16 protein-coding genes are annotated in these 17,767 nt (G+C 58.2%); 2 read left to right on the top strand and 14 right to left on the bottom strand.

Annotated elements, in window-relative coordinates; translation table 11 throughout:
- Positions 1 to 62: 62 nt before the first annotated feature.
- The 14 genes from ftsH to secA form a co-directional block, all read right to left on the bottom strand.
- Positions 63 to 1,967 carry an ATP-dependent zinc metalloprotease FtsH gene (gene ftsH, locus HK24_RS10300; protein WP_064273855.1) on the bottom strand — a complete coding sequence of 635 codons (1,905 nt, stop codon included), beginning with the start codon at positions 1,965 to 1,967 and terminating at the stop codon, positions 63 to 65.
- Between the two features lie 167 nt (positions 1,968 to 2,134).
- The gene (gene tilS, locus HK24_RS10295) at positions 2,135 to 3,295 is read right to left on the bottom strand and encodes a tRNA lysidine(34) synthetase TilS (RefSeq protein WP_233126230.1); all 1,161 of its coding nucleotides are present in this window, start codon (positions 3,293 to 3,295) and stop codon (positions 2,135 to 2,137) included.
- 61 nt (positions 3,296 to 3,356) lie between these two features.
- Positions 3,357 to 4,244, bottom strand: a complete 888-nt coding sequence (locus tag HK24_RS10290) for a tol-pal system YbgF family protein (protein WP_086634402.1) — start codon at positions 4,242 to 4,244, stop codon at positions 3,357 to 3,359.
- Between the two features lie 155 nt (positions 4,245 to 4,399).
- The gene (gene pal / locus HK24_RS10285) at positions 4,400 to 4,879 is read right to left on the bottom strand and encodes a peptidoglycan-associated lipoprotein Pal (protein WP_046899934.1); all 480 of its coding nucleotides are present in this window, start codon (positions 4,877 to 4,879) and stop codon (positions 4,400 to 4,402) included.
- 597 nt (positions 4,880 to 5,476) lie between these two features.
- Entirely contained in the window at positions 5,477 to 6,841 is a 1,365-nt protein-coding gene (gene tolB, locus HK24_RS10275; protein ID WP_086634401.1) for a Tol-Pal system beta propeller repeat protein TolB, read from the bottom strand.
- Positions 6,842 to 6,858: 17 nt separating this feature from the next.
- Positions 6,859 to 7,854: an energy transducer TonB gene (locus HK24_RS10270; protein ID WP_086634400.1), complete on the bottom strand. Its 996-nt coding sequence runs from the start codon at positions 7,852 to 7,854 to the stop codon at positions 6,859 to 6,861.
- Between the two features lie 12 nt (positions 7,855 to 7,866).
- Positions 7,867 to 8,304 carry a protein TolR gene (gene tolR, locus HK24_RS10265; protein WP_046899937.1) on the bottom strand — a complete coding sequence of 146 codons (438 nt, stop codon included), beginning with the start codon at positions 8,302 to 8,304 and terminating at the stop codon, positions 7,867 to 7,869.
- Positions 8,305 to 8,307: 3 nt separating this feature from the next.
- Positions 8,308 to 9,051 carry a protein TolQ gene (gene tolQ / locus HK24_RS10260; protein WP_046899938.1) on the bottom strand — a complete coding sequence of 248 codons (744 nt, stop codon included), beginning with the start codon at positions 9,049 to 9,051 and terminating at the stop codon, positions 8,308 to 8,310.
- A 77-nt stretch (positions 9,052 to 9,128) separates the two neighbouring features.
- Complete coding sequence (gene ybgC, locus HK24_RS10255) at positions 9,129 to 9,554, bottom strand: tol-pal system-associated acyl-CoA thioesterase (protein WP_046899939.1); 426 nt, start codon at positions 9,552 to 9,554, stop codon at positions 9,129 to 9,131.
- Positions 9,555 to 9,583: 29 nt separating this feature from the next.
- On the bottom strand, positions 9,584 to 10,627 hold the full coding sequence (ruvB, locus tag HK24_RS10250) for a Holliday junction branch migration DNA helicase RuvB (RefSeq protein WP_046899940.1): 1,044 nt from the start codon (positions 10,625 to 10,627) through the stop codon (positions 9,584 to 9,586).
- On the bottom strand, positions 10,624 to 11,226 hold the full coding sequence (ruvA, locus tag HK24_RS10245) for a Holliday junction branch migration protein RuvA (RefSeq protein ID WP_086634399.1): 603 nt from the start codon (positions 11,224 to 11,226) through the stop codon (positions 10,624 to 10,626). Before ruvA ends, ruvB begins: the two co-directional genes overlap by 4 nt.
- Complete coding sequence (ruvC, locus tag HK24_RS10240; RefSeq protein ID WP_046899942.1) at positions 11,223 to 11,729, bottom strand: crossover junction endodeoxyribonuclease RuvC; 507 nt, start codon at positions 11,727 to 11,729, stop codon at positions 11,223 to 11,225. Before ruvC ends, ruvA begins: the two co-directional genes overlap by 4 nt.
- Entirely contained in the window at positions 11,726 to 12,475 is a 750-nt protein-coding gene (locus HK24_RS10235; protein WP_086634398.1) for a YebC/PmpR family DNA-binding transcriptional regulator, read from the bottom strand. The genes ruvC and HK24_RS10235 overlap by 4 nt, the downstream gene beginning before the upstream one ends.
- A gap of 32 nt (positions 12,476 to 12,507) precedes the next feature.
- Positions 12,508 to 15,246 (bottom strand): preprotein translocase subunit SecA, encoded by a 2,739-nt coding sequence (gene secA, locus HK24_RS10230; RefSeq protein WP_086634397.1) that lies wholly within the window; start codon positions 15,244 to 15,246, stop codon positions 12,508 to 12,510.
- A 272-nt stretch (positions 15,247 to 15,518) separates the two neighbouring features.
- Between secA and HK24_RS10225 the strand changes: the two genes are divergently transcribed.
- Both HK24_RS10225 and argJ read left to right on the top strand, forming a co-directional pair.
- Positions 15,519 to 16,439, top strand: a complete 921-nt coding sequence (locus HK24_RS10225; protein WP_086634487.1) for a peptidylprolyl isomerase — start codon at positions 15,519 to 15,521, stop codon at positions 16,437 to 16,439.
- A 10-nt stretch (positions 16,440 to 16,449) separates the two neighbouring features.
- Positions 16,450 to 17,685 carry a bifunctional glutamate N-acetyltransferase/amino-acid acetyltransferase ArgJ gene (gene argJ / locus HK24_RS10220; protein ID WP_046899945.1) on the top strand — a complete coding sequence of 412 codons (1,236 nt, stop codon included), beginning with the start codon at positions 16,450 to 16,452 and terminating at the stop codon, positions 17,683 to 17,685.
- The last annotated feature ends 82 nt before the right edge of the window (positions 17,686 to 17,767 follow it).

The following is a 17,767-nucleotide window of genomic DNA, read 5'->3' as shown; positions in this document are numbered from 1 at the left end:
CGCGGCACCGGAGAGGAAATTCCCCTCCAATGACGCGCCTTGCGGTGCGGTTAACGGTTTGATTAGCCTGCCTGAGGAGCCGGATCAAACGCACCCGGACGTGTCGTCGGCACAGAGGCGCGGCGATTATCCGGCAATTGCTCGTCATCGGACGGACGCTCGATCGCCTCTCCACGCATGATCCGACCGACATCGTCTCCGGTCAGGGTCTCATACTCGAGCAGAGCCGCTGTCAGACGATGCAGATCATCAATCCGCGTCAGAAGCAGATGATGCGCCTGCTGGTAAGCCGTATCGATCAGAGCCTTGATCTCTACGTCGATATCGCGCGCCGTCTGCTCAGACAGATTTTTGTTCTGCGTGACAGAATGCCCCAGGAAGACTTCCTGTCCGTTATCGCCATAGGAAATCATGCCGAGCTTGTCGCTCATGCCCCATTCCGTGACCATTCGGCGAGCCAGATCGGTAGCGCTCTTGATATCACCAGACGCACCAGCACTGACTTCTTCCGGGCCAAAGATGATTTCTTCAGCCACACGGCCACCCATGGCAATCACCAGACGCGCCAGGCACCATTTCCGGCTATAGGAAATGTTATCTTTCTCAGGCAGCGTCATCACCAGACCCAGAGCGCGCCCACGCGGCACAATCGTAGCCTTGTGAATGGGGTCACTACCCGGCGTGAAGATCGCGCAGATGGCATGCCCGGCCTCATGATAAGCCGTCGAGCGCTTTTCGTCCTCGGTCATGACCATGGACCGACGCTCTGCGCCCATCATCACCTTGTCCTTGGCCTCTTCAAACTGAGCCATTCCGACCGTACGGCGTCCCTGACGGGCAGCCATCAGAGCAGCTTCGTTCACAAGATTGGCCAGATCAGCACCGGAGAAGCCTGGCGTGCCACGAGCAATCACTTTCGGGTCCACATCTGAAGACAGCGGTACTTTCTTCATATGAACGCGCAGAATCTTCTCGCGACCAGCAACATCGGGGTTCGGCACAACGACCTGACGATCAAAACGCCCCGGACGCAGCAGAGCCGGATCCAGAACATCCGGACGGTTGGTTGCTGCAATCAGGATAACGCCCTCATTGCTCTCAAAACCATCCATCTCGACGAGCATCTGGTTGAGGGTCTGCTCGCGCTCATCATTGCCGCCGCCAAGACCGGCACCACGGTGGCGGCCAACGGCGTCAATTTCATCGATGAAGATGATGCACGGAGCAGCCTTTTTGCCCTGCTCGAACATGTCGCGCACACGGGATGCACCGACACCCACGAACATCTCCACGAAGTCCGAACCGGAAATCGTAAAGAACGGCACATTGGCTTCACCAGCAATCGCACGGGCCAGAAGCGTCTTACCCGTACCTGGAGGGCCGACCAGCAGGGCGCCCTTGGGGATCTTGCCGCCCAGACGCGTGAACTTCTGCGGGTCTTTCAAGAATTCGACGATTTCCTCGAGTTCAGCCTTGGCTTCATCGATACCTGCCACATCATCAAATGTGACGCGGCCCGTCTTTTCCGTCAGCAGACGAGCCTTGGACTTGCCAAAACCCATCGCACGGCCACCACCGGCCTGCATCTGGCGAAACACCATGAAGCACAGGCCAACAAGCAGAAGAACGGGAAGATAATTTCCCACATACCGCAGGATGGAGTTCTCACCGCTATCCATTGGCTTGGCTGTCACTTCAACACCCGCGCCGGTCAGACGAGCCGGAAGGCCCGGATCCATCGGTGCATAGGTTTCGAAGGAGGTACCGTTCGTCAGTGTTCCAGAAATATTCTGTTCCTGGATAACCACCGAGCGCACTTGGTGCTCGTCCACATCATGGACAAAATCGGAATAGGCGATCTGCTGGGCAGCATGCTGGCTTCCACCGGGCTGGAAGGCGGTCAGCACTGCCATTCCGACCATGATGATGACCACCCAGATCGCAACGTTACGGCCTAAATTGTTCATCTCGTTCTCTGTCGTCCTTCAGACTGTCCGTCAGATGCAGCGGGGCTTCATCATCTCAACAGGCCGACGTCATAGTCTGCGTTGACTTCATAACATAGGCGGTCCTGCCCATGATCCTACCCCATCAAGGGCAGGAAAACGCATTTCCACGCATTTTGGTACGCTTTTCACCCGTTTACGCCGTTTTCGCCGGTAACTGGAACCCCTCCAGCCCAGACGAATGGAACCGTTCCGGCCCTTTCCAGAAGATCTGGCAACCCTATGACACAGCCGTCGCGCCAGAGAGCGGGGAGTGCCTGTAACGCTTCGACAGGAATTCCCAATCGTCTGGCATCAAGACCCTGCGCCCCACTTCCAAGAGCTCCAATAAGAGTTCCTTCAGGCACATCCTCTTGCAGGCATCGCCAGCGCCCATCCCAGAGAGGCTGCCCGGCAGCACAGACAGAGGCCTCTACAGACCGCATTTCTCTGACAAAGATAACGCCGTTCCCAAACCGCCCTGCTGCCCGCATAATCACGCCCCCAAGTGAGCCTTGTCCCTGCTTTATGAGTGACAGGACTTTCTCACGCGATGGACGATAACGACCGCCAGAAACCAACCGCACCAGAGCAGACACGCTGTCCTCGCAAACGCCATTTTTTCTTAAGAAAACCCAGCCCGCAGGATGCCATACGGCCTCATTCGCCAGTAAGTCAGCTAGACCAGCATCTTTTACCGCGCGGTTCAGCACAGCGCCGGCTTGCCACTCGCGAGCTAGAGCCCGCGCGCTCTGTGTCAGATCCTGGCGCCATCGCACCCGTTCAAATCGACGATTCTGATTGGAAGGATCTTCGACCCAACTCAGACTGGCAGCTCGCAGCGTCCCTCTCAGGCGCTCTGGATGACAGGCCAACAACGGCCGAATAATCCTGATCCGCCCCCGAATGGCAGAGGCAGCAATCCCAGCCAAACCGGCCTGTCCGCTTCCAGCACCATGCCGCATCGAGACGGTTTCATCCTGGTCATGAAGATGGTGCGCCACCAGAAGGTCCAGGCACCCTGCGTCGACACATGCCCGTTCCAGAGCATCAAATCTCGCATCCCGGGCTCGCTCCTGAAGCCGCCCCTTTGGAAATGGCCCCAGAGTTAATACCCGGGCTTCCACCCCCATCTCGGACAGCCTTTGAGCCGTTAGTCTCGCTTCCGCTGCGGACTCGGGACGCAAGGCATGATCAACAATGAAGGCGAGAACATGCTGACGCCAACGCTGTGCAAGCCATGCGAGCGCCAGAGAATCTGCGCCTCCGGAAACTGCAAGCCCGACCGGCGCGGTTGGCGCATCAGGCAACCAAGGCCCCAAAGACTCCATCCAGGCAGAAAACTCCGCCGCCTGGATGGGATTATTTACATCAGTGACAGGCTGCACGCCCACGGAACGTCGCTGCTGCTGATTTGACGCGAGGCGTCGGTGTCGGGAATTCGGTCTTCAGCTTATCAAGTGCCTGACAGGCCGAGTTCTTATCACCCATAGCCAGCAGAGAAGCCGCAACACCCAGGAGGGAGTCCTGTGCTTTCGGCGTTTTCGGAGCTTTATTGTAGGCGTCGTAATAGGCGACTGCAGACTCACGATACTGCTTCTGCCCCGCAAGGGACTGAGCCAGTAGGAACTGAGAATCCATTTTACCCGAAGCGCTTTTGGCGGTCTTCACGGCAAAGCGTGCATTCGTTTCAGCATCTTCATACTTGCCAGCCTTGAGAGCAGCATTGCCGACCTTCAAAGCTTCAAGAGCCGTTTTGGGGGCCTCATCAGAAGACGCAGGCGCCGTCTCTGCCGTTTTAGACGTGGCCACAGTAGCACCGGCGGCGGCAGGAGCAGACGCTCCACCTCCACCGCCGCCATTCTGGGAGGCGAACTGCATGTCAGAAATCTGCTTGGACAGATTGGCCTGCGTTTCCTTCTGCGCGTTGCTGAGCTGATCCAGCTCACCCCGCATCTGACGGTTTTGCTCTTCAAGCGCAGCAACACGCTCGAGAAGCTGGGCCGTCATGTTGCCATCAGTTCCCGACGAGGAGGAACCACGCGATGAGGACGAACTCGGCGCAGGCAAAGGCCCGCTGTTCTGGATCTGCGAAAGCTGCTGCCGCAATGAGGCAATTTCATCCTGAAGGGCAATCGCCTCGCGGGAGGAAATACCCCCACCATCTGACGCGTCCTGAGCCATGACTGGCAGGACAGGACAAAGCACAGAAAGCGCCGTTCCGAGCATGACGGCACGGAGGGGACGGGACAGGGCCATGCAAGATCTCCTGAAACATGTTTGACGCCCGGCCTGAGCGCCCTCTCGCAATCACCGGCGAGTTCGGCTGATGAACAGTCTTAAAACAGAAACGGCCGGGGGATAAACTCCCCCGGCCGTTCAAACTGTCAGTCCGTCAGACGGATGACCTGGGTTCAGCGAACCGAGGTGATCGCGTTACGGTTCTGAGCCCATGAGGCTTCATCGTCACCGTCAGCCGTCGGACGATCCTTGCCGTAGGAAATCGTCGTGATGCGGGAAGCGCTCACGCCCTTGGCAACAAGGTAGTCACGAGCAGCATTCGCACGACGCTGGCCGAGAGCAATGTTGTATTCTTCGGTGCCGCGATCATCGCAGTTACCAGCGATCTGAACGCTGACCTGCGGGTACTTCGCAAGCCATGCAACCTGCTTGTCCAGCGTTGCACGAGCTTCTTCAGAAAGCTGGGATACATTCAGCTCGTAGAAGATACGGTCGCCAACATTGGCAACCAGGTCAGCTTCGCTGCCCGGCGTCGGGCCGGCTTCCTGCGTGGCTGCGCCAGCACCGGTGCTGTTGCCCGTATCGGTTTTGCCGTCGGAGCAGGCTGCGAGAACAAGCGCCAGACCAAGCGCACCAAACACCTTGAACTTCATGTGTCTCAACCCTGAGAACGGTTCCGTATCAGAAACCGAAATGCGGCATATTGCCGCGTTGTTCCGGACCACACACCCTTCCACTCAGGAACGCTCAAGAATCCTTTACGAACTCTCTGCGAACCACTGGAAAAGCACTGGCCACTAGCGCCCATACCCATGACTTAAATCCGGGGTCAAGCATCCTGTGAGGGCCTACCCCCGAGCTAGAGAACGATTCTGTTTCGAAACTAGAAAATGCAACATAAATGTCACAGCAGTTAGACAGGAATGTGGCGGAATTCTGCCAGTTGTTTTGCTGAACATTCTTTAATCGTTTTATCCTCATGCAAGCCTTGCGTATCAGCCAAGCGCCGCATGCGGGGCACATTCAATCCGGGAGCTAAGGCGCTAAAGTCGATTTACAGAAGATGCGATGGAACGCCGGACTCTGACAGCTGGAGAGAACGCCCAAAATCGACTCCGTTCGAAGCCATTTTTCACGCACTTCATCAGGACAGATGTGTCGTGCCCTTGTGTGATCGAGCGAACGCTCCAGATCTGTTCAGGGAAAAATACTCCCCGTTGATCATTGCCAACGGGGAGGGAAAAAGCTGATCAGCCGTTCAGTGGAGACCAGGCTGGATCAGACGCACCTGTTGCCGTGCGAATTGGGCGCTCATTGAAGCCCGTGATGTCGATTGTACCGATGCCAGACGCAAATCCGGCACCGCCCGCGCCCGAAGCGCTCTGACGGCAGAACGCCAGCACACGGCCATTCGGGCAGAACGTTGGAGACTCAACAGTAAAGCCCTGCGTCAGGATACGTTCACCCGTACCATCCGGGTTCATGACGCCCAAAGAGAAGCCACCATGCCCAATGCGGGTAAAGGCAATCAGATCACCACGAGGTGACCAGACCGGAGATCCATACTGGCCAGAGCCATAGGAAATTCGGCGTGCACCACCGCCCGATGCACCCATGATGTAAAGCTGCGGGCTGCCGCCACGATCGGAGTTGAATACGATCTGGCTGCCATCCGGGCTGAAGCACGGGCTGGTATCAATCGCACCGCCAGAGCTGGTGATCTGATGCTTGCTGCGGGAGGCCAGATCCACAACAAAGATGTCAGATCCACCACCGCGCGTTGCAGACAAAACAACGCGGCTTCCATCCGGAGAGAAGCGCGGCGCGAAGGAGATGCCGTCAAACTCACCCAGCATCTGCTGACGGCCAGAGCCCAGATCAAACAGATACACGCGCGGACGGTTGTTCGCATACGACATGAACGCAACCTGATCGCGCGCCGGGTTAAAGCGCGGTGTCAGAGTCAGCCACTGGCCGCCTGTCAGCATCCGGGAATTGAACCCGTCCTGATCCATCAACGCCAAACGGGTGATCTGATGACGGCGCGGACCTGTACGGGCAATATAAGCGATACGGGTATCGAAGTACCCCTTCTCACCCAACATCCGCTCGTAAATCACGTCAGCAATAATATGTGCAATCCGGCGCCAGTTGGATGGCGACGCCGTATAAGCCGTACCCTGAAGCTGCTCACCGGCAACAACATTCCACAGACGCATCTCAACGCGAACACTGCCCGAACCAACTGCACGTCCGGCAACAGCAGCGCGCGCGCCCTGAGCCTTGAGTGCACTGAAATCCGGCGTGCCACTGGGCGACACATCGCCTGTCATCACTTTGAACAGGCCAGTCCCAGCCAGATCGGAAGAAATGACACTGGAGATCTGTTCACCCATTCCGGCACCAAAGCTCGGAATGACAATGGGAATAGGCGCCTGACGGGCCTGATCAACAGTAATTTCAGCTTCCCCAGCCCCACCGGCCGCAGTTCCTTGCGCAAAAGCGGAAAGCGGGGTTGCAAGAAGACCACCAGCCGCGGCTGTGGCACCGAGGATGGAACGGCGCGACAGCAGCGCGCTCAGAGCATCAGCTTCGGAATCGGAAATGAAGGTCATGATGATTCCTCTAGGGTTTACGGCCTGAAGACAAAACGCAGCTGATGCGTCTGGCCTAGCAGGTTGGAAGGAATGGGGAGATGGGCACAGGTCGGGCTCAGAACCGCATCCCGCGCACGCTCCGCCAGCACACGATAGGACGGATCTGCCGCCATCTTCGCTGCCGTATCCGGAGCATACTTCACAAGACGCGCCTCACCCGTTGCATCCACCGTCACAATCAGATGCGCGACAAAGCTCGCATAGTTCCGCGCTTCCGTGTCTTCCGTGTAGCAACGCCGCACGGAGCCACCGATCGCCTTCTGATCCGCCATGGACAGAGACTTGGTGATATCTCCATTCGGCACACCGCCGCCGTCCGGGGCACCACCCTGCGGCGGGTTGGCTTTCGCCTTGGGTGCATGCGTCTGCTTCTGGTCAGACCGGAAACTGTCCAGCGTCGCCAAAAGAGAATGACTGTCCGCCTGCGTATTCTTGGACGCATTCGGCTGGGTCAGATGCGAGAACTTCGGCGTATCCGGCAGCTTGTCAGCCTTCTGTGTCTGCGGGCTCGGCGGAGCCACCATTGCAGACTTAGACGGCGGAGACGGCTTCGGCGGAGACGCAGGAACAGGCTCAGGCGACGGCTCCGTAATTTTTGGCGGAAGCTTCGTCGGCGGCAGAGGCTGAGGCTTGGTCTCAGGCGTAGGCGGAACAGGCTGCGGCGGCGGTGGTGGCGGAGGCGGTTCTTCCGTTGGCGCTTTCAGAGGAGGCGTCGGAGACGGAGGAGCCTCGTTCTTCACGGGCGCAGGCGCAGGAGCCGGCTTCGGAGCCGGATGATCAGCCTTGATGGGATGGGTGGGAGGCCCTGCCTCCTCAAATTCCATCTGCACCGCCGGAGGCTCCGGCGGTTCAGGTGGTTTCTCGAACGGGATCCGCACAACCAGGTACAGGATCAGTGCCGCATGGACACCGACTGAACCCAGAAGCGCGTTGCGAAAGCGACGCCTGTCCGAACGACGTGGACGCACCACTGCGGTGTCCTCTTACTGGCCGCTCTGAGGCTGCTGAGCCAGCAGTGCCACATGCGTAAAGCCGCCAGACGTAATCTGTCCCATAACCTGCATCACGCGACCATAGTCGATATGTGCATCAGCCCGGACAAAGATCCGATGGTTCGGATCGTTCTGGGACTGGACCTTGAGCTGGTCCACAAGCTGCTCGGGTGTGATCGGGTCTTCCCCCAGGTACAACGAACCATCGTTGCGCAGGGAAACCGTGATCGGCTTGGTGTCAGCATTGACCGGGCTGGCATCCGTCTTGGGCAGATCGACATTGACGCCACTGGTCATCATCGGCGCCGTCACCATGAAAATGATGAGCAGCACCAGCATGACGTCCACAAGCGGCGTAACGTTGATCTCAGACGCGGGGCGCCGACGACGGCCACCCATACGCCCACCTCCTCCAGCGGACATCCCCATGGATCAGGCCTTCCCGCTGGACGTCTCGTCCGCACGTTCTTCCGACTGGCGGGAAAGAATGGCGGCAAATTCGGTCCCGAACGCATCCATGCGGTCCGCGAACTTGTCCAGCGAGTTGCTGATGACGTTATAGGCCACATAGGCCGGGATAGCGGTCACAAGACCGATCGCCGTTGCGAACAGAGCTTCGGAAATACCCGGAGCCACAACGGAGAGGTTGGTGTTGTGCATGGCAGCGATCGAGCCGAACGCATGCATGATACCCCAGACCGTTCCGAACAGTCCGACGAACGGCGCAACCGGGCCAATCGTGGCAAGGAAAATCACGCGGCGACCCAGACGGTCGTTTTCGCGCGAAACGGTGATGTTGATGGCACGGTCGATACGGTCCCGCACGCCACCACGCGCCAGATCAATTCCGACAATACGTGCCGAGCGACGCCATTCGCCCATGGCAGCGCCGAACACGGCGGCCATCGGATGAGTCGGGCGTGCGCCATCAGATTCGTAAAGGTCGTCCAGCGAACCGCCGGACCAGAAACGGTCTTCAAATTCCGTTGCTTCGCGATTGACGCGACGCATCAGAAGGATTTTTTCCGCAATGATCGCCCACACGCCTGCACTGCACAGGACGAGCCCGACCATGACCAGCTTAACGACGATGGACGCGTGCAGGAACAGGTCCAGAGGCGACAGACCGGCCGCACCGACCGCCCCAAGCGCACTCGAACTTACCTCATGATCCACTGTTCTCTCCTGTCCAGATCCTGTCCCTTACGGGTCAGGACTCTCCATTGCACTTCGTGAGGAAACAGGAAAGTGGGTCAGACCTCTCCAGCCTCGAGTTTTCGAACAGCATCACACCACCGAGGCGGAATTTTGGCAGGTTTCATGGCTTCGGCAGAAAGACACGCCAGCTCTACGTCAATGACGACGGCGGTTTCGTTGCCATTCGTGCTGTTTCGAACAGTTTGTTCAAGTTTCAACCGCGTTGGCGTCATTGCAACCAGTGCTGTCTCGATTTCCATTTCATCATCGAGTCGCAACGGCGCGCGATAACGCACTCCAACCTGCCGCACGACAAACGCCAGACCAAAATCGCGCAGAAGCTCCGTCACCGAAGCCCCTGCATCGCGCATGGCTTCACTGCGCGCACGTTCCGCAAAGCCGAGATAGCGGGCATGATAGACGATGCCACCTGCATCCGTGTCTTCGTAATAAACCCGGAAACGGATCTTATGCGTTGCCATCAGTTTCTCCGCTCATTGGCAGTGGCTCTTCAGCCTGCCGTGTCGTCGTCGAGCCCGGACAGAAGATCAACCTGGCTCGCTGGCGGGTTCAGGCCCAGATGTCTCCACCCAGCCTCACCCAACATGCGCCCCCGCGCTGTCCGCAGGATGAGCCCCTCCTGAATCAGATAAGGCTCGATGACGTCTTCCAGTGTGTCACGCGCCTCTGCCAGACCGGCAGCCAGCGTCTCAACACCCACAGGGCCACCATGGTGATGCTCTGCGATACGCTGAAGATAGCGGCGGTCCATAGCATCCAGACCGCGCTCATCAACTTCAAGACGCGAAAGTGCGGCATCAGCCGTCGCGCGATCAATGATCGGCTTCTTCGCGACAAGCGCAAAATCCCGAACACGACGCAGAAGACGGCCCGCAATACGGGGCGTGCCGCGAGAACGACGGGCAATTTCCTCTGCTCCGTCATCATTCAGATGAACCCCGAGCTTCGTGGCGCCCCGTGATACGATCGCCCGCAGCTCTTCCGGCGTGTAAAACACCAGTCGCAGGGGAATACCAAAACGATCCCGAAGAGGCGTTGCCAACAGACCTGCACGGGTTGTGGCGGCTACGAGTGTGAACGGTGCCAGATCAATCCGCACCGAACGTGCTGCCGGCCCTTCCCCGATAATCAGGTCGAGCTGGAAATCTTCCATCGCCGGATAGAGAATTTCCTCGATCGCCGGCTGAAGACGATGAATTTCATCGATGAACAGCACATCACGAGGCTGAAGATTTGTCAGGATTGCCGCAAGGTCTCCAGCGCGCTGAATCACCGGTCCAGACGTCGCCCGAAATCCAACGCCCAGTTCACGCGCCACAATCTGCGCCAGCGTGGTCTTGCCCAGACCTGGCGGTCCATGCAGCAACACATGATCCAGAGCATCTCCACGGGCCTTTGTTGCCTCGATGAAGATAGCCAGATTTTCACGGCTTGCTTTCTGCCCTGTAAAATCCGCGAGCGTTTCAGGCCGCAAGCCGCCTTCGGCAATATCATCCGGCAGCCGCGCGGCATCCGTTTCACGAAATTCGCTCATCGGGCGAGATCCTTCAGGCAAAGGCGGATTGCCAGATCAAGCGAGGCATTTTCGTTTTCGGCCAGAACACGACTGAGAACAGGCCAGGCCTCTGCCCGCCGAAAGCCGAGACCAGCCAGAGCCAGGAGCGCATCATTCTCGACGTTTGGCCCGGTCACCACGCCTGGCATCGGGGCGGACGCACCACCACCGGGCATTTTGGCAACCTTGTTGCGAAGTTCGCTCAAAATTCGATCAGCTAGACGAGGGCCGACACCAGCCGCCCGCGTCAGAGAACCACGATCGCCCGCATTGATTGCCAAGAGAAGCTCACCGGGAGAGTTGGCCGAAAGGATCGCCAGCGCGACCTTGGCACCCACACCTTGCACGGTCGTCAACAGGCGGAACCACTCGCGTTCGTCCGTTGTCACGAACCCATACAGAAGGATCGCGTCTTCCCGAACAACGGTTTCGATCAGAAGACGCACAACTTCTGGAGGCTGCGGAACAGATGAGAGTGTGCGTGTTGACGCTGACACCACATAACCAACGCCATTGACGTCAACAATGCAACGCTCTTTTTCGATCTGCCCGACAAGCCCTGTAAGCTGTCCAATCACGCCATTCGCCTTCCAGCCGTTACATAGGCCGCACTTGCACGATAATGGGCATGGCAGATCGCTACAGCCAGCGCATCCGAAGCATCGGCCTTGTAGATGGCGACGCCCGGCAGAAGCCGCTTCACCATCATCGTGACCTGTTCCTTCGTGGCAGACCCGGTTCCCACAACAGATTTCTTGACTGTCATAGCGCCATATTCCGCTACCGGGAGGCCTTCATAGGCGGGCGTCAGAAGTGCCACGCCACGGGCATAACCGAGCTTGAGCGTGGAGGAGCCATTGCGGTTTACGTACGTTTCCTCAACCGCCGCTTCGGCGGGAGCATACTCACGAATCAGATTCTGGAGTTTCCCGTGCAGCTCACAGAGCCGCAGGGGAACCGATTCATGACCATCTGTCGCAATCACACCAGAGGCCACATGCTTCAGGCGGTTGCCATCCACATCAATAATTCCCCAGCCCATGAAACGCAGGCCGGGGTCTATTCCCATCAGACGGATCAAGCGGCGAGCGCCTGCGCCACATCGTCTGGAAGATCAAAGTTGGCGTAAACAGCCTGAATATCGTCGTTATCTTCCAGAACGTCGATCAGCTTCAGAACTGTCCGGGCCTTCTCTTCATCCAGAGAAATGCTGTTTTCCGGGCGCCAGTCGAGCTTGGCGGACTGCGGCTCGCCGAAACGACCTTCAAGAGCGTCACGCACTGCGAAGAAGTTTTCCATCTCGCAGGTGATCTCGTGCCCTTCCTCGGTCAGCACGGCATTATCCGCACCAGCCTCAATGGCGGCTTCCAGCATCTCGTCTTCAGAGGCGGCATCGACCGGATACGTCACAACACCCAGACGCTGGAACATGAAGGACACGGAGTTCGATTCACCCAGCGAGCCACCATGCTTGGAGAACGCTGCACGAACTTCACCGGCCGTCCGGTTCCGGTTATCGGTCAGACCTTCGACGATGATCGCCACGCCAGCCGGGCCGTAGCCTTCGTAGCGCACTTCCACATAGTCTTCGCCACCAACAGCGCCAGATGCCTTCTTGATGGCACGCTCGACATTGTCTTTCGGCATATTTGCTTCACGCGCGGCGGTAACAGCAGCACGCAGACGCGGGTTGGATGCCGGGTCAGGCAGACCAGACCGCGCTGCAACCGTGATTTCACGCAGGATCTTGGCGAACTGCTTGGCGCGCTTGGCATCCTGCGCACCTTTCCGGTGCATGATGTTCTTAAACTGTGAATGACCGGCCATCGGTCGCTCCTTCCTCTACGGGTGTCAGAGGCTCAGACGAGCCTGCCATGACAGTGTTTGAACTTCTGGCCCGAGCCACACGGGCAAAGCGCATTGCGCGGCGTTTCTTCATACCACTGCTGAAGCGTCGCTGCATCCGGCTCGTTAACTGAGCCCGCAGCCGCAAACTGTGCCTGTGGCGCTGCAAAGCTCACAACAGGCTCTGGCTGCGTCAGTGCGGGCGCTGCTGGCGGCGCTTCGAAGCTTTCATGGTGTGCAGAGCTATCGACCACCGGATACGGTGGCGGCTCACTCACAGCCTGGATCCGGCACATCGTCTGCGTCACACGCAGTCGCATGTCATCCAGCATCGCCGTGAACATCTGGAAGGCTTCCTGCTTGTATTCGTTCAGCGGATCCCGCTGACCATACGCACGCAGGCCGATACCCTGGCGAAGCTGATCCAGCCCATGCAGATGCTCTTTCCAGACGGCATCGAACGTGGTGAGAACAACCTGCTTCTCGATCATGCGCATAAGGTCCGGCCCCATATTGGCCGTCCGGGCAGCCTGAGCCTTCTGGGCTTCAGCTTCCACGCGCTCGATCACGCTGTCAGCGTCCATGCCGTCTTCCTTCGCCCAGTCAGCGATCGGAAGCTCAAGATTCAGGACGCGGGAAATTTCAGCCGTGAGCCCAGCCGTATCCCAAGCCTCGGCAAAGGATTTCTCAGGAATGTGGGCGTGAACCAGATCTTCAACGGTGTGCAGGCGCAGTTCCGCAATCACACCCGACAGATCTTCGGACGACATATATTCCTTGCGCTGGGAATAAACTTCCTTGCGCTGGTCATTCATGACGTCGTCGTATTTCAGCGTGTTCTTGCGCATGTCGAAGTTACGGGCTTCAACGCGCTTCTGAGCCTTCTCGACGGCCTTGTTCAGCCAGGGGTGAACAATCGCCTCCCCTTCCTTCAGGCCCATCTTCTGCATCATCGCGCCCATACGGTCGCCAGAGAAAATGCGGATCAGATCGTCTTCGAGGGACAGGAAGAAGCGGGAATTCCCCGGATCGCCCTGACGTCCCGAACGGCCACGCAACTGGTTATCAACACGACGGCTCTCATGACGCTCCGTACCGATGACATATAGGCCGCCGGATTCATGAACTGCGCCATGATTGGCTTCAACGGCTGCACGGATTTCTTCGGTGATGCGCGCACGCTCTGCGTCATCCTCGATCCCATCCGTATAAGCATGGGTCAGCATCTCGATATTGCCGCCCAGTTTAATGTCCGTTCCACGACCCGCCATGTTCGTGGCAATTGTAATCGCACCCGGCGCACCAGCCTGCGCGATGATACTGGCTTCTTTCTCATGATGACGCGCATTGAGCACGCTATGCTTGATGCCGCGCTGATCCAGAATACTGGAAAGGTACTCGCTTCTTTCGATGGACGTCGTACCCACCAAGATTGGCTGCCCCTTGGCGCTCACTTCCTGGATCAGATCTGCAACGGCGTTATATTTTTCGCCCGCAGTCAGATAGACTTCATCGTCCGTATCAATCCGCTTGACGGCACGGTTCGTCGGAATTTCAACAACCGTCAGGTTATAGATTTCCGCGAACTCATCCGCTTCCGTCATAGCCGTACCCGTCATGCCGGAGAGCTTCGGATACAGGCGGAAGTAGTTCTGGAATGTGATGGATGCGAGCGTCTGGTTTTCCTGCTGGATCTCGACGTGCTCTTTCGCTTCCAGCGCCTGATGCAGGCCATCGGAATAACGACGGCCATCCATCATACGTCCGGTGAATTCATCAATGATGATCACCTTGCCGTCACGAACGATGTAATCAACGTCCCGCGTGAAGAGCGTGTAGGCGCGAAGCGACTGCTGAACGTGGTGAACGACAGCCACGTTATGAATGTCGTACAGACCACCTTCCTGCAGAACACCGTCCTGGTTCAGAAGTTCTTCGATACGGTGTGAGCCAGCTTCCGTCAGCGTAACACTGCGCAGCTTCTCATCCTTGTCGTAAGCTTCCGGCTCCAGCACCAGCTTGGCCACAACAGCATCCACTGTCCGATAAAGGTCGGAGCTGTCATCTGCCGGGCCAGAAATGATCAGGGGCGTCCTGGCTTCGTCAATCAGGATACTATCCACCTCATCCACGATCGCGTGGTTGAACGGACGCTGCACCATATCGCCGAGCGAATATTTCATATTGTCGCGCAGATAATCGAACCCGAACTCGTTGTTCGTTCCGTAAGTAATATCTGCTGCGTAAGCTTCACGACGTTCCTCATCCCCCAGATTCGGGATGATCACGCCGGTTGTCAGACCGAGGAAGCTGTAAAGAACAGACATTTCCTCGGCATCACGGCGGGCCAGATAATCGTTCACCGTCACAACATGCACACCCTTGCCGGAGAGCGCATTCAGGTAAACAGCCAGCGTTGCAACAAGGGTCTTGCCCTCACCGGTCCGCATTTCCGCAATGCGACCGTCATGCAGAACCATCGCGCCGATCAGCTGCACGTCAAAATGACGCTTGCCCAGAACACGGCGAGAGGCCTCACGGCAGACGGCAAAAGCTTCAGGCAGCAGTTTATCAAGGTTTTCGCCTTGGGCGACCCGCTCCTTGAACTCTATAGTCTTGTGCTGAAGCTGCTCGTCACTGAGCCCCTGAACCGTGGGCTCCAGAGCGTTGATCTCCGGCACACGGCGCTGATACGCCTTGAGCGAACGATCATTGGCGGAGCCGAAAAGGGCGCGTGCGAGGCGTGCGAACATGCTGAACCTTGAGATGCCGAGCACCCGGCCGGAAAAGCTCTTTCCACCATCGGAAAGACCTCCCAAACCGGGCAATGACGATTTTCACGTCAGGTGGAGATAGGACCCGTGTGCCCATGGGTCAATGGAGAGGGACCAGAGAAGGCCCTCAAAATACCCATTTCCGCTACGTGACGGAATGGTAAGGGTGCGCGCACTTGCGGGGTTGAGCGGCCTTTGTCATGGTGCAGTCCATTCGGTTTTTCTTATTCTTTATGGTCCGAGGTATTTTCATGCGGCTTTCCCGCTCCACTCTCGCCTGTGCAGCTCTTCTGGCTGGCACGTCGGTTTCGGCTCCCCTCGCATTTGCTGCTCCGGCCGCACCTGCTGCAACCGCTCCGGCCCCGGCTGCTGCACCAGCTCCGAACCCGAACATGGTGATTGCAACCGTTAACGGCGAAAAAATTACCTTGGGTGACGTTCAGCAGGCTGCTGGCAACCTGCCGCCGCAGGCTCGTCAGCTTCAGCCGTCCATGCTGATCCCGCTGCTGGTCAACCAGCTCGTCGATCAGAAGGCAATCCAGATTGCCGCTGGCAAGGAAGGCTTGACCAATAAGCCTGAAGTCAAGGAAGCCATGCAGAACGCCGCCAATAGCGCGCTGCAGAATGCTTATCTTGAAACCAAGGTTGGCCCGCAGATCACGGATGCTGCCCTGCACGACTACTACCAGACGCATTACGCCAACCAGAAGCCAGAGCAGGAAGTCCACGCTCGCCACATCCTCGTGGAGACGGAAGCACAGGCCAAGGACATTATCGCCCAGCTCAACAAGGGTGCTGACTTCGCCAAGCTTGCTGGCCAGCTGTCCAAGGACAAGGGCTCCGCAGGTGCCAATGGTGGCGACCTGGGCTGGTTCAAGAAGGGCGACATGCTGCCGGCCTTCTCTGAAGCCGCTTTCTCCATGAAGCCGAACACGATTTCCCAGACGCCGGTTCACACGCAGTACGGTTACCACGTGATCCAGGTTCTGGGCTCCCGCACGGCTCCGATCCCGAGCTTTGACCAGATCCATGACCAGGTCCGTCAGGAACTGATCCGCGAGAAGGTTCGCCAGATCGTCCAGCAGGCTGAATCCCAGGTGAAGGTTGTTCACTTCGACGCACAGGGCAAGCCGGTCACGGCCGCTCCGGCACCGGCTCCAGTCAAGAAGTAAGACCAAGACCATGGCAAAGCCGATCCCTGTCTCTCCGCTGGCCCGTCCTCTCCCGGACCTTTCAACGGTTGCTGGTGTTCGGCTTTCCGCCGTCGCCGCGGGCGTCCGCTATCAGGGACGAACAGACCTGATGCTCGCGGAATTTGTCCCCGGCACGATTGTCGCAGGCGTTTACACCAAGAACGCCTGCCCTGGCGCACCCATCCTGTGGTGCCGCCAGGCTCAGACAACTCCCTATGCGCGCGCTCTTCTGGTCAATGCCGGAAACGCCAACGTCTTCACAGGACGGGCCGGCATTCAGGCCTGCGAAGACTGTGCAGACGCTGTGAGCAAACTGCTCGACTGCCCCCCGCAGGACGTTTTCCTCTCATCGACAGGCGTCATTGGGGAAAAACTTCCACAGGACAGAATTATTGCTGCCCTGCCCGCTGCCCAGGCTGGCCTCTCGGAAGATAACTGGGCGCAGGCTGCCCGCGCCATCATGACGACGGATACCTTCCCCAAGGCCGCACGTCGTGACGTGACGATTGGTGGCAAGCCGGTTCGCCTTCAGGGCATTGCCAAGGGTTCTGGAATGGTCGCCCCCGACATGGCCACGATGCTGGCCTATGTCGCGACGGATGCGAAGCTTCCCCAGAATGTTCTCCAGTCCCTTCTGGCCTCTGGCTGCGCGCAAAGTTTCAACTCCATCACTGTCGATTCGGACACTTCCACGTCAGACACTCTGATGCTGTTCGCAACCGGCCTGGCCGATAATCCGGCCGTTGATGACGTCAACGATCCCGCTCTCGCCGAATTTACCCTCGCCCTGAATGACCTGCTTCTGGAGCTTGCCCTGCTGGTTGTCCGGGATGGCGAAGGGGCGACGAAGCAGATCCGCGTTGAAGTCACCGGTGCTGACTCCAATCTTTCCGCACATCGCATTGCGCTCTCAATTGCCAACTCGCCACTGGTCAAAACAGCCATCGCTGGTGAAGACGCAAACTGGGGCCGTGTCGTGATGGCTGTCGGCAAGAGTGGTGAACCCGCAGACCGTGACCTTCTGTCCGTTGCCATCGGTGGAACCTGGATCGCGCGCGATGGTGGCGTTGTCGAGAACTACGATGAAGCCCCGGTCGTCGCGCACATGAAGGGCCAGGACATCGAAATTACAGTCGATATGGGGCTTGATGATGGACAGGCCCGCGTGTGGACGTGTGACCTGACGCATGGCTACATCGACATCAATGGTTCTTACCGCAGCTAGAGCGATCAACACGAGAGCGGGAGCGGGGGTTGTGCAGCCCTCCGCCTCCCGTTAGCACAGGTATCGCTCCAATTGGCGGGCG

The sequence above is a fragment of the Gluconobacter sp. DsW_058 genome (genome assembly GCF_002153615.1).
Classification (GTDB): domain Bacteria; phylum Pseudomonadota; class Alphaproteobacteria; order Acetobacterales; family Acetobacteraceae; genus Gluconobacter; species Gluconobacter cerinus.
Note: the sequence above shows the minus strand (reverse complement) of the source record. Positions and strands in the feature narration are given on the sequence as shown.

Bases quoted from the DNA above. Each gene is read 5' to 3' on its own strand.
- tolR (WP_046899937.1), bottom strand. From the start codon at position 8,304: ATGGGGATGTCCGCTGGAGGAGGTGGGCGTATGGGTGGCCGTCGTCGG.
- ruvB (WP_046899940.1), bottom strand. From the start codon at position 10,627: ATGAGCGAATTTCGTGAAACGGATGCCGCGCGGCTGCCGGATGATATT.
- ftsH (WP_064273855.1), bottom strand. From the start codon at position 1,967: ATGAACAATTTAGGCCGTAACGTTGCGATCTGGGTGGTCATCATCATG.
- HK24_RS10290 (WP_086634402.1), bottom strand. From the start codon at position 4,244: ATGGCCCTGTCCCGTCCCCTCCGTGCCGTCATGCTCGGAACGGCGCTT.
- argJ (WP_046899945.1), top strand. From the start codon at position 16,450: ATGGCAAAGCCGATCCCTGTCTCTCCGCTGGCCCGTCCTCTCCCGGAC.
- secA (WP_086634397.1), bottom strand. From the start codon at position 15,246: ATGTTCGCACGCCTCGCACGCGCCCTTTTCGGCTCCGCCAATGATCGT.
- HK24_RS10225 (WP_086634487.1), top strand. From the start codon at position 15,519: ATGCGGCTTTCCCGCTCCACTCTCGCCTGTGCAGCTCTTCTGGCTGGC.
- tolB (WP_086634401.1), bottom strand. From the start codon at position 6,841: ATGACCTTCATTTCCGATTCCGAAGCTGATGCTCTGAGCGCGCTGCTG.
- HK24_RS10235 (WP_086634398.1), bottom strand. From the start codon at position 12,475: ATGGCCGGTCATTCACAGTTTAAGAACATCATGCACCGGAAAGGTGCG.
- pal (WP_046899934.1), bottom strand. From the start codon at position 4,879: ATGAAGTTCAAGGTGTTTGGTGCGCTTGGTCTGGCGCTTGTTCTCGCA.
- ybgC (WP_046899939.1), bottom strand. From the start codon at position 9,554: ATGGCAACGCATAAGATCCGTTTCCGGGTTTATTACGAAGACACGGAT.